Here is a 14,324-nt window from a genome sequence, read left to right on the forward strand (position 1 = left end):
AAGGGCGCGCAATCTCTCTCCCCATTCCTGATTTCCCGCTCTACAATGCGCTTACTCTTTCCCGTTTTTGCCGAACCGCCATGAGCCGCTATTTCCTGCTATTGACGTTGTTATTGGGATCCATGCCGACCCTGGCCGATCGTCCCAAGGTCGCCCTGGTACTGAGTGGGGGGGGCGCCAAGGGGGCGGCCCACGTGGGGGTGATCAAGGTGCTGGAGGCGCACCGCATTCCGGTGGATATCGTGACCGGTACCAGCATGGGTGCCTATGTGGCCGGCATGTATGCCCTGGGGCTGGATGCGGATGAGCTGGAGCGGCAAATGCTGAGCCTGGACTGGAACCAGGGGTATCAGGACAAGGTCGGTCGGGATGAACTGTCGCTACGGCGCAAGCGGCAGAATGACGAATATCTGTTGCGTACCGATATCGGTATCGACGAGCAATGGCGCTTGAGCCTTCCCGGCGGTTTTTTCCAGGGCCAGTCCATGGGAGCCCTGCTGCGTCAGAGCACCCTCAACCTGCCCGGGCTGAAGAGCTTCGATGACCTGCCCATTCCCTACCGGGCGGTGGCCACCGATATGGAAACCGTCACGCCGGTGGTGCTGGAAGATGGCCATATGGCTACCGCCATGCAGGCCTCGATGTCGGTGCCCGGGGTGCTGCAGCCGGTGGTAATCGACAGCCGGCTGCTGGCCGATGGCGGCGTGGTCAACAATATGCCGGTGGATGTGGCCCGGGAACTGGGGGCGGATATCATCATAGCGGTGGATATCGGTGACGCCATGCTGCCTCGGGACCGGCTCGACAGTGCCCTGGCGATGATTGGCCAGCTTACCAACTACCTCACCCGCTCCAGCACCGAACGGCAGAAAGCGTTGATGACGGAGCAGGACATTCTGATCCTGCCCAATATCGGTGGCATCGGGGTTGGGGACTTCAGCCTGATGCCGGACGCCATCAGTCGGGGCGAAGCGGCGGCCGAGGTCATGCTGCCCCGGCTGCAAGCGCTGACGTTGACGGAGGAGGAATTCCTGGCTTATCAGTCTCATAAACTGGACCGGCGCGCCCAGCTGCAGCGCAGTGATGCCGTGTACCTGGATCGGATCGCGGTGGAGAACAACTCCGGCCTGAGCGAGGCGGTGATCCGCGATGTGCTGGGGGTGGTACCGGGCCAGTTTCACCAGACTCGGGAACTGGAAAGCGGGGTACGCCGCCTCTATGCCCTGGATGCTTTCGAACGGGTCAGCTATCGCATCGAAGATCTGGATGGCGAGCAGGTACTGACGGTGCAAACCAGTGAGAAAGGCTGGGGGCCGGGATTCGTCGACTTCAAGTTTGCCCTGGAGGATGATTTCTCCAGTAATTCCAATTACGAGATTGGCGCCCAGTTCCGCCGCACCAATATCAACATGCTGGGCGGGGAGTGGCTGCTGGAGGCGACTTTTGGCAGCAACAAGCAGTTGGCGTCCGAGTTCTATACCCCGCTCGACACCGATTACGATTTCTTCTGGAAGGTGCGCGGCGAGTATGAAAAGCGCCGCCGCAGCTTCTTCTTCGATGCCTCGGACCCCCAGTCCGAGTTGTTCCACCCCCTGACGACCCTGGATGTCGACTACGCCACCTGGAGCCTGCTGACCGAGCTGGGTTATAACCTGCATCCCTGGAGCGAGCTGGCCCTGGGCTTCCAGGGCCTGGTCGGCGATATCGAGGCGCGTAATATCGACGAACGGCTGGATATAGGTTCAATGGGACCTTATGTGCGTTTCAGTCACGATACCCTGGACAATGTATTCTTTCCCACCAGTGGCCAGGCCTGGGAAGTACGGTTGGGGTATTTTCGTAACAGCCTGGATATCAATGGCGGCAAGGACAGCGTCACCGGCCTGGATTACGAACTGGAATGGTTGCGGCCTTACCGGTTCGACCGCCACACCCTGATCGGCAAGCTGGCGTTCGGTGGCTCCAGTGCCGAGCAGGAGGTGCCCACCTTTGCCCGCAGCCTGGGAGGGTTGTTCAACCTGTCCGGCTACCAGAGCGATCAGCTCAGCGGCCGCTACAGCGGCTTCGGCGGCCTGCTCTATCACTATCGCTGGTTCGACAACGATTTTGGCGCCTTCCGCTCGCCGGTGTACCTGGGTGGCTCCCTGGAGCGGGGCGGGGTGTGGAATACCGGCTCGGATGTGAGGTGGGACAGCGCCCTGACTGCCGGTAGTATTTTTATCGGCGTGGACACCAATTGGGGGCCGTTATATCTGGCTTATGGCCATGGGGAAGGGGATAAAAACAGTTTTTATCTCTATTTTGGCAATCTGTTCAGCTTCTGATGTTAATGGTTTGTTGGTGGTGAAGTCTGTGTCGGATAGGCAAAAGTATATTAAAAACATGGGTTTACCCATGCATTCGACCAAAGGGTAGGGGCGCCGGATTTTAATTCCCGGTTAAAACTTATATACTGCTGCGGCGTCCGGACGGGACGCCAGCCCCCAACAAGGATATTCCCGCCCACGGTGGCGAATGATAATAAGAGGATACAGTCGTGCTTGAAGCCTATCGTAAACACGTCGAAGAACGTGCCGCAGAGGGAGTGGTTGCCAAGCCACTCGATGCAGAGCAAGTTGCCGCCCTGGTTGAATTACTCAAGAACCCACCCGCCGGCGAAGAATCCTTCCTTTATGAACTCCTTTCTACCCGTATTCCCCCCGGTGTCGACGAAGCCGCCTATGTGAAGGCCGGTTTCCTCGCCGCCGTGGCCAAGGGCGAAGTGAGTTCACCCGTGGTCTCTGCCGCCCAGGCCACCGAGCTGCTGGGCACCATGCAGGGCGGCTACAATATCCAGCCGCTGATCGCGTTGCTCGACGTCGACGCCCTGGCTCCCATCGCCGCCAAAGCCCTGTCCCACACCCTGCTGATGTTCGACGCCTTCCACGACGTGGCCGACAAGGCCAAGGCCGGCAACGGCCACGCTCAGCAGGTATTGCAGTCCTGGGCCGAGGCCGAGTGGTTCCTGAGCCGTCCCGCCCTGGCCGACAAGATCACCATGACCGTGTTCAAGGTGCCCGGTGAAACCAACACCGACGACCTGTCCCCGGCCCAGGATGCCTGGTCCCGCCCGGATATCCCGCTGCACGCCCTGGCCATGCTGAAGAACGCCCGCCCCGGCATCGCCCCGGATCAGGATGGCGTCGTGGGCCCGATCGCCGCCATCGAGGCGCTGAAGGAAAAAGGCTTCCCCCTGGCCTACGTGGGCGACGTGGTCGGGACCGGCTCCAGCCGCAAGTCCGCCACCAACTCGGTGCTCTGGCACATGGGCGACGACATCCCCTTCGTGCCTAACAAGCGCGCCGGCGGTGTGTGCATCGGCAACAAGATTGCCCCCATCTTCTTCAACACCATGGAAGATGCCGGCGCCCTGCCCATCGAATGCGACGTGACCAGACTCAATACCGGCGATGTCATCGACATCTACCCCTATGAAGGCAAAGTGTGCCGCCACGGCAGCGACGAGGTGCTGGCCGAATTCAAACTCAAGACCGAGGTGCTGCTGGACGAAGTGCGCGCCGGTGGCCGTATTCCGCTGATCATCGGCCGCGGCCTGACCGACAAGGCCCGCGAGGCGCTGGGCCTGGGCCACTCCGAGGTATTCAAGCGCCCGGCCGACGTGGCCGATTCCGGCAAGGGTTACACCCTGGCCCAGAAGATGGTGGGCAAGGCCTGCGGCGTGGCGGGCGTGCGCCCCGGCCAGTACTGCGAGCCCAGGATGACCACCGTCGGCTCCCAGGACACCACCGGCCCCATGACCCGGGACGAGCTGAAGGACCTGGCCTGCCTCGGCTTTTCCGCCGACCTGACCATGCAGTCGTTCTGTCACACCGCCGCCTATCCCAAGCCGGTGGACGTGGTGACCCACCACACCCTGCCCGACTTCATCATGAACCGGGGCGGCGTATCCCTGCGCCCGGGCGACGGCGTCATCCACTCCTGGCTGAACCGCATGCTGCTGCCCGATACCGTGGGCACCGGCGGTGACTCCCACACCCGTTTCCCCATCGGCATCTCCTTCCCGGCGGGCTCCGGCCTGGTGGCCTTCGCCGCCGCCACCGGCGTGATGCCGCTGGACATGCCCGAGTCGGTGCTGGTGCGCTTCAAGGGCGAGATGCAGCCCGGCATCACCCTGCGCGACCTGGTGCACGCCATTCCCTACTACGGCATCAAGCACGGCCTGCTGACCGTGGCCAAGGAAGGCAAGATCAACGAATTCTCCGGCCGGGTGCTGGAAATCGAGGGCCTGCCCCAACTGAAGGTGGAGCAGGCGTTCGAGCTGGCCGATGCCACCGCCGAGCGTTCCGCCGCCGGCTGTACCATCAAGCTGGACCAGGAGCCCATCGCCGAGTACCTGAACTCCAACATCGTGATGCTGAAGTGGATGATCGCCGAAGGTTACGGCGACCGGCGTACCCTGGAACGGCGCATCAAGGGCATGGAAGAGTGGCTGGCCAACCCGGAGCTGATGGCCGCGGACGCCGATGCCGAGTACGCCCATGTGCTGGAAATCGACATGAGCGAGATCAAGGAGCCCATCCTGTGCGCGCCCAACGATCCGGACGACGCCCGCCTGCTGTCCGAGGTGCAGGGCGAGCCGATCGAGGAGGTGTTCATCGGCTCCTGCATGACCAACATCGGCCACTTCCGCGCCGCCGGCAAGCTGCTGGACAAGTTCAAGGGCCAGCTGCCGACCCGGTTGTGGGTGGCGCCGCCGACCAAGATGGACAAGGATCAGCTGACCAGTGAAGGCTACTACGGCATCTTCGGCCGGGTCGGTGCCCGCATCGAGATCCCGGGCTGCTCCCTGTGCATGGGTAACCAGGCGCGGGTGGCGGACAACAGCACGGTGGTGTCCACCTCCACCCGCAACTTCCCCAACCGTCTGGGCAAGGGCGCCAACGTCTACCTGGCGTCGGCCGAGCTGGCGGCGGTGGCGGCCATCCACGGCAAGCTGCCGACCGTTGAGGAGTACCAGGAGTACGCCAAGGAGCTGAACGCCACGGCGGCGGATACCTACCGCTACCTGAACTTCGACGAGCTGGACAGCTACCTGGAGAAAGCCGACACCGTGATCTTCCAGCAGGCCATCTGAGCGCCGCGTTGAAACACGGCTAACCAAAGCCAGCCTCCGGGCTGGCTTTTTGCTGGGTGGCTGTCACGAACCGGCGTGAGGGAGTAGAATCCCGCCCTTGATGACAGATGAGGTAGTTATGGACTTTGAATTTTTCAGGGACCTGAACGGGGCGTGCCGGGCGCGTTTTTCCATGGGACACGAGGCTTTCGGCCAGTGGCTGACGGACGAGGTGAGCCCGATGGAAGCCGAGGCACTGCTCGGGGTGATCCGTGAGCTGCAGGAGCGCCGGCGGGAAGAGTTCAGGAAAATCTACGCCGAGTTCACCCTGTTGTTGAGCAAGGACGAGGCCGAACTCGCCGCCCATACCCTGGCTTTTGCCAATGAGGAACTGGAGGAGGGCATGGCTTACTACGACGACGAGCTGTTTGCCGGCTGCGGCCTGGACGATTTGGCCCGAGTGTTGAGCCAGTGGCGGGAGTTTGTCAGTAAAAAGTAACGGTAGGGATTGAGGAACCGAGACTGGGGACTAAAATCCCCAATCCCCGATATTTACAGCTTCACCTTCCCTCTTCCGCTCTTGATTTTTCCCCTGTGGGTTTTGCTGTCTACCCGGCGGGCCTTGGCGGCTTTGCCCGGTTTGGTGGCCCGGCGCACCTTGATGGGGCGGCCGGCCTGTTGCAGCAGGGCCACCAGGGCTGCCCTGGTGGTTTCCTTGTTCTGCAACTGGCTGCGATCGCTGTCGCAGCGGATCAGGATCCAGCCGGACGGCAGTATCCTGTTGTCTTTCATTCCGCCCAGCGCCGCCTTGTAACTGTCGGGCAAACTTGGACTATTGGCGTAATCGAAACGCAGCTGCACCGCCGAGTCGGTTTTATTCACGTGCTGGCCGCCGGGACCGCCAGCGCGCATGGTCAAGAATTCCAGTTCCCGCTCGGGGATACTGATCCGGGCCGATATTTCCAGCATGTCTTACTCCGATGCACTATTTTGGTGCTTATCTGTTCAAGCCTGCACCAAGATAACATCCCTCCCTTGCCATCGGCCAGCGTGAATATCATAACCCATTGAAAATAATGAACTAAAAAAGTTGGCATAGAGATTGTTTATAGCTAAGGGTCACAGGCTTACAACACGGAGCTAGCCATGAAGATGATCTGCGCCATTATCAAACCGTTCAAACTCGATGACGTGCGTTCAGCCTTGGCTGAAGTGGGCATAGACGGCATGACGGTGTCGGAAGTAAAGGGATTTGGCCGCCAGAAAGGGCACACCGAGCTGTATCGGGGCGCCGAGTATACCGTTGATTTCCTGCCCAAGATCAAGCTGGAAATCGCGACCCAGTCCGATCAGGTGGAGCGGGTGATCGAGGCCATCTCGGAAACCGCCTACACCGGCAAGATCGGCGACGGCAAGATTTTTGTATTTGACCTGCTGCAAACCGTGCGGATCCGCACCGGCGAGCGCGACGTAGAAGCGATTTAAGCGAGGGAACGCATGATGGATGCATTGACCGAAATGAAGTTTGCTCTGGACACCTTTTATTTCCTGATGTCCGGTGTACTGGTGATGTGGATGGCGGCCGGCTTTGCCATGCTGGAGGCGGGCCTGGTCCGGGCCAAGAACACCACCGAAATTCTGACTAAGAACATTCTGCTGTTTGCCATCGCCTGTACCATGTACCTGCTGGTGGGCTACCACATCATGTATGTGGACAATGCCGAAGGCGGCTGGCTGCCGAGCCTGGGCGGCCTGATTGGCTCTGTCGATGCCGATGCCGATCATGCCCTTGAGTCCGACTTTTTCTTCCAGGTGGTGTTTGTGGCGACGGCCATGTCCATCGTCTCCGGTGCCGTGGCCGAGCGCATGAAGTTGTGGGCCTTCCTCGCCTTCTGTGTAGTGCTGACCGGCTTTATCTATCCGCTGGAAGGCTACTGGACCTGGGGCGGTGGTTTCCTGTCCGAGTGGGGCTTCACCGACTTCGCCGGCTCAGGCATAGTGCACATGGCCGGTGCCGCCGCCGCCCTGGCCGGGGTACTGCTGCTGGGTGCCCGTAAAGGCAAGTACGGCAAGAACGGCGAGATCCATCCGATCCCCGGTTCCAACATGCCGCTGGCAACCCTGGGTACCTTTATCCTGTGGATGGGCTGGTTCGGTTTCAACGGCGGCTCCCAACTGCTGGTATCCGACGTGGAAAACGCCACCGCCGTGGCCAAGATCTTCGTCAACACCAACGCCGCCGCCGCCGCCGGTGCCATCGGCGCCCTCGTCGTCACCAAGATGACCTGGGGCAAGGCGGATCTGACCATGATCCTCAACGGTGCCCTGGCCGGTCTGGTGGCCATTACCGCCGATCCGCTGTCGCCCGGTCACCTGTGGGCCGCCTGTATCGGCCTGCTGGCCGGCGTGCTGGTGGTCTATGCCATCGTCAGCCTGGACAAGCTGCGTATCGATGATCCGGTCGGTGCTATCTCCGTGCACGGCGTGTGCGGTATCTTCGGTCTGCTGCTGGTGCCGGTCGCCAACGAAGAAGCCACCCTGTGGGCTCAGCTGGTCGGCATAGTGGTCATCGGTGCCTGGGTATTCTTCGCCAGCATGCTGGTGTGGTACCTGCTCAAGCAGGTGATGGGCATCCGCGTGACCGAAGAGGAAGAGATGTCAGGCATGGACATGATCGACTGCGGTATCGATGCCTACCCCGAGTTCGTGACCGTGAAGCAAAACTGATTTTCAACGACTTGACGAGGCTGCCGAGCCTGGTTTTGGGAGACCCTTTGGGTCTCCCTTTTTTGTTGCGATGCTTTGATCTGGCGCAAGGAAAAACCGGGAGGATGGAGAACCTTATTGCAGATGAAAATTTTTATTATTTAGATACCGCCTGGCTGTTGATTCCGCAGTAAGGACAGGTATACTCCCAAACGTTAATTATTCTCACTCAACCAAATGGAATCTGGATGATGTCTAACAAGTTTTTCCTGTCCGCCGCCGCCTTGCTGGTATCCAGCTTTACCGCTCAGGCCTTTGCCGAAGAAGTCAACGTTTACTCCAACCGCCAGGATTTCCTGATCAAGCCAATTGTTGATGAATTCACCAAGGAAACCGGCATTCAGGTCAACCTGGTCAATATTCCGGATGGCATGGGTGAGCGTCTGGAGCGGGAAGGCCGCCTGTCTCCGGCGGATCTGGTACTGACCGTGGACATCAGCCGTCTGATGGACGTGGTCGAGAAAGATCTGACCCAGCCGGTGCGGAGCGACGTGCTGGAGCAGAACATTCCGGCCCAGTACCGGGATCCGGACGGCAAATGGTTCGCGCTGACCAGCCGTGCCCGGGTGATCTACAGCTCCGCCGAGCGGGTGGGCAAGACCGACATCACCTATGAAGAGCTGGCCGATCCCAAGTACAAGGGCAAGATCTGTACTCGCAGCGGCAAGCATTCCTACAACGTGGCCCTGGCCGCGTCCATGATTGCCGAACACGGCACCGAATACACCAAGCAATGGCTGGAAGGCCTGAAAGCCAACCTGGCGCAGAAGCCCCAGGGGGGCGACCGGGATCAGGTCAAGGCGATTCGTGACGGGGTCTGTGACTACGCCCTGGGCAACAGCTACTACTATGGCGCCATGCTCAACGACGACGGTCAGCGTGACTGGGCAGAAGCGGCCGTGGTCAACTTCCCCAACCAGGCGGATCGTGGCTCCCACGTCAACATTTCTGCCGTGGCCCTGACCAAGCATGCCAAGAACAAGGATGCGGCGGTCAAGCTGATGGAATACCTGGCCGGTGACCAGGCTCAGCACCTCTATGCGTCTGCCAACCACGAGCATCCGGTGAAGCCGGGCGTGGAGCCGTCCGAGCTGGTGAAGAGCTGGGGCGAGTTCAAGGTTGATGCCTTGCCGCTGACTGACGTCGCAAAACATGCCAAAGAAGCGATTCAATTGATGGACGAAGTCCAATACGATCTGTAAAAAGACGGGGGTCTTTCCCCCGTTTTGAGTTGTAGATGAAAAGACTTGGCTGGATGGTCAGCAGTTGGGGCGTGGCTCTGCTGCTGACTTTGCCCATTTTAGCGTTGATTGTAGAAGCACTGCTGCCCGCGGAGGATATCTTTCGGCACCTGTGGCGCACCGTGCTGCCCGTCTATATCCACAATACCTTCTGGCTGGTGCTGCTGGTACTTGGCTTCAGCCTGGTCTGCGGGGTACCCGCCGCCTGGCTGATGGCCATGTGCGAACTGCCCGGCAAACGCTGGCTACAGTGGGCGCTGATCCTGCCCCTGGCCATGCCTTCCTATATCGTCGCCTTCGTTTATACCGACCTGCTGGATTACTCCGGTCCCCTGCAGCAGAGCCTGCGCAGCTGGTTCGGTTGGCAGTCGGCCGCCGATTATTATTTCCCGCCCATCCGCAGCCTGGGGGGCGCCGCCCTGGTGCTGGGCCTGGTGCTCTATCCCTATGTCTACCTGCTGGCCCGGACTGCCTTCCTGGAGCAATCCACCAGCCTGATCCAGTCCAGCCGTCTGCTGGGCTGCACGCCCTGGCAAAGCTTCAAACGGGTTAGTCTGCCCTTGGCCCGTCCGTCCATCGCGGTGGGGCTGTCGCTGGTGGCGATGGAAACCCTGGCCGACTTCGGTACCGTGCACTTCTTTGCCGTTAATACCCTGACTACGGCGGTGTACGACACCTGGCTGGGCTACGGCAGCCTTAATGCCGCCGCCAAAATCGCCGCCATGATGCTGCTGGTGGTGATGGTGCTGTTGAGCCTGGAGCGCATCAGCCGCAAGCGTCAGCAGGTGTTTCAGAAAAACATGGGCCATGAGCAGGAAACCGGTTACCGGCTGACCGGTGGGATCCGGCTGTTGGCCCTGCTGTTCTGCTGGGGGCTGGTGCTGCTCGGTTTCCTGTTGCCCTTTCTTATCCTCTGCTATCACGCGGTGCAGTACTTCGAGCAGGCCTGGAATGCCCGTTTCTTCGAATACAGCCTGAACAGCCTGCTGCTGTCGGCCCTGGTGGCTGCGGTGGCGCTGATGGTAGCGCTGCTACTGGGCATGACCCACCGTCTGAAGGGAAAGTCTTATACGGTGATACCGATGCGGCTGGCGTCCATGGGGTACGCCCTGCCCGGTACCGTGCTGGCCATCGGTGTGCTGGTGCCCTTGACCAGCCTCGATTTCGCCATCAATGATCTGGCCCTGTGGCTGGGGCTGCGGGAACCCGGCCTGGTGCTGACCGGCACCATGACCGCCATCGCCTTCGGGTATCTGGTGCGCTTCGGCGCCATGGCGGTAGGGGCGGTGGAAAGCAGCATCAACAAGGTGTCGCCCTCGCTCGACATGGTGACCCAGACCATGGGTTACGGCCCCGGCGCCATGATCATGAAAGTGCACATGCCGCTGATTCGCAAGGGCATGCTGGCCGGTACTCTGCTGGTGTTTATCGAGTGCATGAAGGAGCTGCCGGCGGCCCTGCTGCTGCGCCCCTTCAACTTCCAGACCCTGGCGACTTACGTATATCAGTTCGTGTCCGATGAGCAGCTTGAACGAGGGGCCCTGCCCGCCATAGTGATAGTGCTGGTCGGCCTGATCCCGCTGATTTTCTTGAACCGATCATTGGAGCAGCATCACTGATGGCGGCATTGGATGTAAACGGCATTCGTTGTAGTTATAACGGCAAACCCATACTGGATAATCTGTCTCTCTCGGTGGCCGAGAACGAAATCATGTGTCTGCTGGGGGCCAGCGGCTGCGGCAAGACCACACTGCTGAAGGCGGTGGCCGGCCTGTTGCCGGTAACCCGGGGCGACATTTATATCCATGAGCGGCGGATGAACGGCCAGGGTGTGGCGGTGGTGCCGGAAGAACGTAATATCGGCATGATTTTCCAGGATTACGCCCTGTTCCCGCACCTGAATGTGGCGCAGAATGTGGCTTTCGGCCTGCAGAGCAAGGAGAGGAACAAGGCGCGGGTCCAGGCCCGGGTGGAAGAGGTGCTGGAACTGGTCAACCTGGCGGAGCTGGGTGATCGTTATCCACACCAGCTCTCCGGCGGCCAGCAGCAACGGGTGGCCATCGCCCGGGCCCTGATCTGCCAACCCGGCCTGATGCTGCTGGACGAGCCCTTTTCCAATATCGACACCCAGGTGCGGATGCGGCTAATCGGTGAGATCAGGGCCTTGCTCAAGGGGCAGGGTATCAGCGCCATCTTCGTGACCCACAGCAAGGAAGAAGCTTTTGCCTTTTCCGACAAGCTGGCGCTGTTCCGTGCCGGTCATATCGAGCAGGTGGGGCGGCCCCAGACCCTGTATCAGCATCCCCAGAGCCGTTTTGTGGCCGACTTTCTGGGCCTGGCCAACTACGTATCTGCCACCGTGCTCGACAACCGTACTCTGGTGACCGCCATGGGGCCCATAGTGAGCCAGTCTGCGCTGAATGCCGAGCCCGGTACCCACGGCCAGTTGCTGCTGCGGCCGCGGCAGATCCGGCTTTCACTTGCCGAGCAGGGCAATGGCCGGGTGCTGGAGCAGCAGTTTCTCGGCGCCCACACCCGTTGCCTGGTGGAATGCCAGGGGCTGCAGCTTGAAGTGAGCATTAATGAACCCTTGCCGGCGGTGAGTCAGGTCAGTGTCAGTGTGGAGCCCCATGCCCTGACGTTTTTTCCCGATACCCAGCAGGGCCAGCGCGCCGTGGCGTGATAAGAGCCGGGAATCAAAAGCCGGGACTGGGGATCAGGGCCGGGGACTATAATCCCGAGTCCCGAGTCCCGAGTCCCGAGTCCCGAGTCCCAAGTCCCTGTTTTTCCGGTTATACTGGGCCATTACCAATCACCGAGAGAGCAGGCGATGACAGCACAAGCCGGCGTGTGTGCCGAACCCAATCTTCATGCTTATTATCTGATGTTCGACATTCTCCCCCAGCGGCACGGGGCGGTGCGCGCCGCCCTGGCCGAAGCACCGGCCCTGTGGCGTGCACTGACCCAGAGCTATCCGGATGCCCACTTCTCCGGCCTGGTGGCGGTGGGAGACCGGGCCTGGGACGCGCTTTACCCCCGGGGCCGTCCGACCGGGCTGGTGCCCTTTCCGGCCCAGCAGCAGGGCAAGCTACTCGCGCCCGAAACCCCCTTCGATCTCTTTTTCCAGCTAAGGGCCGACCGGCTGGATGTGGCCTATATCGCCGTGCAGCGGGTGATGGCCCTGCTGGCCGACAAGGTCGAACTCAAATACGAGCGGCAGGGTTTTCGCTACCTGGACTGCCGTGATTTCACCGGCTTTGTGGACGGCACCGAAAACCCAGAGGGGGAGCACCGGGCCGAGGTCGCGCTGGTGGCCGGGGGGCCCTTCTCCGGGGGCAGCTATGTCCATGTGCAGCACTACCGGCACAACCTGGCCAAGTGGCAGCGCATGTCGGTGAAGTCCCAGGAGGACGTGTACGGGCGCACCAAGGCCGAGAACATCGAGTATGACTCGGAGCTGAAGCCACCCACCGCCCATACCAAACGCACCAGCCTGAAGGACGAGGCGGGCAACGGCATGGAGATATTGCGCCAGAGCATGCCCTGGGGCTCGGCCGCCGAGCAGGGCCTGGTGTTCATCTCCTGCTGCAACACTCCGTTGCACTTCACCCGCATGCTGGACAGCATGTTCCAGGCCGATGCACAAGGCCACTTCGATCACCTGACGTTGTTTACCCAGGCCGAAACCGGCTCGGCATTTTTCGCCCCGTCGGAAACCTGGTTGGAGAAGCAAGGGGAGCTGTAACCGGGAGGCAGGGATTTGGGAGCAGGGACATGGGATTGTCATCCCTGCTCCCAAATCCCAAGTCCCTGCTTTAGACGTACTGTTCGAACAAATCCAGCACGCTCTGGAACAGGGTTTCTATCGGGGTGTCCTTGGTGGGGGTAATGAAGATGGTATCGTCACCGGCAATGGTGCCGAGAATGCCTTCCGCTTTGCCCAGGGAGTCGAGCATGCGGGCAATCAGCTGGGCCGCGCCGGGGCTGGTGTGGATCACGATAAGGGCGCTGTTGTGGTCTACATCCAGCACCAGGTTCTTGAGCTGGCTGCTGCTGGTGGGGACACCCAGCTCGACCGGCAGGCAATACACCATTTCCATCTTGGCGTTGCGGGTGCGCACGGCGCCAAACTTGCTGAGCATGCGGGAGACCTTGGACTGGTTGATATTGTCAAAGCCCAGATCCTGCAGTGCGCTTACTATTTCCGCCTGGGAGCCGAAGCGTTCTTCCTTGAGCAGGGCCTTGAAGGCCTTGATCAGCTGTTCTTGTTTTTCGTTCATTTTTTGCAGTCGACTGAGCGTGGTTGAATGGGACATATTGTCTATCCGTGGCCGGTTTTTATCAAGGAATAGTCATTTATTTTGCATAAAGATGCATAATCAGCTTGCATTAACAGTAATGTAAAATAAAATCAGCCGAAGACTCTGACAGAGGATGTGAACATAGCGCATGGGCATTGAATTCAGCGGCATTTGCAAGTCTTGGGCTGGTCAGGAAATTTTAAGCCAGGTCTCGCTTAAATGCGATGCCGGAGAGACATTAGTTCTACTTGGGCCCAGTGGTGCAGGAAAAAGTTCGTTGCTGCGGCTACTGAACCTGCTGGATGTTCCGGATTCCGGTACCCTGACCATCGTTGGTGAGCATTTCTCCTTTCCCGACTCCCACTCGTCCAGATTACAGAAACGGGCACAGCAGCTGCGCTGCAAGGTGGGCATGGTGTTCCAGCAATATCATTTGTGGCCGCACCTGACGGTAGAGCAGAACCTGCTGGAGGCGCCGCTCAAGGTGCTGGGCATGGACAAGGACAAGGCGAGAGACAGGGTGGGCGAGCTGCTGGGCCAGCTCAAACTGGCCGACAAGCGTCAGGCCTGGCCCGGCTCCCTGTCCGGCGGCCAGCAGCAGCGGGTGGCCATTGCCCGGGCCCTGATGATGAACCCCGAGGTGTTGCTGTTCGATGAACCCACGGCGGCGCTGGATCCGGAGATCACCAAGGAAGTGGCGGAGATCATCCAGCAACTGGGACAAACCGGCATTACCCAGGTGATCGTCACCCACGAGGTCGCTTTTGCCCGACGGGTGGCGACCAAAGTGGCCTACCTGGAGCAGGGGCGGCTGGTGGAATATGGTGATGCCGGCCTGCTCGATCATCCCCAGAGCAAGCGTCTGGCGGAATTTCTGACCCATTAATCACAATTTAAGGACAT

General features: G+C 60.3%; 12 protein-coding genes. 10 read left to right on the forward strand and 2 right to left on the reverse strand.

Annotated elements, in window-relative coordinates; all coding sequences use genetic code 11:
* Positions 1-80 precede the first annotated feature (80 nt).
* From ACEVBK_RS03460 to ACEVBK_RS03470, 3 genes are all read left to right on the forward strand, one after another.
* Complete coding sequence (locus tag ACEVBK_RS03460; RefSeq protein WP_375057205.1) at positions 81-2,324, forward strand: patatin-like phospholipase family protein; 2,244 nt, start codon at positions 81-83, stop codon at positions 2,322-2,324.
* 212 nt (positions 2,325-2,536) lie between these two features.
* A complete protein-coding gene (gene acnB / locus ACEVBK_RS03465; protein ID WP_375057206.1) occupies positions 2,537-5,134 on the forward strand; it encodes a bifunctional aconitate hydratase 2/2-methylisocitrate dehydratase in 2,598 nt (865 codons plus the stop codon).
* 118 nt (positions 5,135-5,252) lie between these two features.
* Complete coding sequence (locus ACEVBK_RS03470) at positions 5,253-5,612, forward strand: YacL family protein (RefSeq protein WP_375057207.1); 360 nt, start codon at positions 5,253-5,255, stop codon at positions 5,610-5,612.
* A 53-nt stretch (positions 5,613-5,665) separates the two neighbouring features.
* Here the strand turns inward: ACEVBK_RS03470 and arfB are convergent, their stop codons facing one another.
* Positions 5,666-6,082, reverse strand: a complete 417-nt coding sequence (gene arfB, locus ACEVBK_RS03475) for an alternative ribosome rescue aminoacyl-tRNA hydrolase ArfB (RefSeq protein ID WP_375057208.1) — start codon at positions 6,080-6,082, stop codon at positions 5,666-5,668.
* Positions 6,083-6,259: 177 nt separating this feature from the next.
* Here arfB and ACEVBK_RS03480 point away from each other — a divergent pair, with 177 nt between their 5' ends.
* The 6 genes from ACEVBK_RS03480 (at position 6,260) to ACEVBK_RS03505 (ending at position 12,865) form a co-directional block, all read left to right on the forward strand.
* On the forward strand, positions 6,260-6,598 hold the full coding sequence (locus ACEVBK_RS03480) for a P-II family nitrogen regulator (protein WP_094040211.1): 339 nt from the start codon (positions 6,260-6,262) through the stop codon (positions 6,596-6,598).
* 15 nt (positions 6,599-6,613) lie between these two features.
* Positions 6,614-7,840, forward strand: coding sequence for an ammonium transporter (locus ACEVBK_RS03485; protein WP_375058507.1), 1,227 nt, complete (start codon positions 6,614-6,616; stop codon positions 7,838-7,840).
* Positions 7,841-8,070: 230 nt separating this feature from the next.
* Positions 8,071-9,081 (forward strand): Fe(3+) ABC transporter substrate-binding protein, encoded by a 1,011-nt coding sequence (locus ACEVBK_RS03490; RefSeq protein WP_375058508.1) that lies wholly within the window; start codon positions 8,071-8,073, stop codon positions 9,079-9,081.
* A gap of 35 nt (positions 9,082-9,116) precedes the next feature.
* On the forward strand, positions 9,117-10,739 hold the full coding sequence (locus tag ACEVBK_RS03495; protein ID WP_375057209.1) for an ABC transporter permease: 1,623 nt from the start codon (positions 9,117-9,119) through the stop codon (positions 10,737-10,739).
* Positions 10,739-11,803 (forward strand): ABC transporter ATP-binding protein, encoded by a 1,065-nt coding sequence (locus tag ACEVBK_RS03500; protein WP_375057210.1) that lies wholly within the window; start codon positions 10,739-10,741, stop codon positions 11,801-11,803. Before ACEVBK_RS03495 ends, ACEVBK_RS03500 begins: the two co-directional genes overlap by 1 nt.
* A gap of 147 nt (positions 11,804-11,950) precedes the next feature.
* Positions 11,951-12,865 carry a Dyp-type peroxidase gene (locus ACEVBK_RS03505; protein ID WP_375057211.1) on the forward strand — a complete coding sequence of 305 codons (915 nt, stop codon included), beginning with the start codon at positions 11,951-11,953 and terminating at the stop codon, positions 12,863-12,865.
* A 70-nt stretch (positions 12,866-12,935) separates the two neighbouring features.
* Here ACEVBK_RS03505 and argR read toward each other — a convergent pair whose 3' ends face one another.
* Positions 12,936-13,436 carry a transcriptional regulator ArgR gene (argR, locus tag ACEVBK_RS03510; RefSeq protein ID WP_176442060.1) on the reverse strand — a complete coding sequence of 167 codons (501 nt, stop codon included), beginning with the start codon at positions 13,434-13,436 and terminating at the stop codon, positions 12,936-12,938.
* Between the two features lie 133 nt (positions 13,437-13,569).
* On the opposite strand from argR, the gene ACEVBK_RS03515 reads away from it, so the two are divergent.
* Positions 13,570-14,307 carry an ATP-binding cassette domain-containing protein gene (locus tag ACEVBK_RS03515; RefSeq protein WP_375057213.1) on the forward strand — a complete coding sequence of 246 codons (738 nt, stop codon included), beginning with the start codon at positions 13,570-13,572 and terminating at the stop codon, positions 14,305-14,307.
* Positions 14,308-14,324: the final 17 nt, after the last annotated feature.

It is taken from the genome of Zobellella sp. DQSA1 (assembly GCF_041950555.1).
Taxonomy (GTDB): domain Bacteria; phylum Pseudomonadota; class Gammaproteobacteria; order Enterobacterales; family Aeromonadaceae; genus Oceanimonas.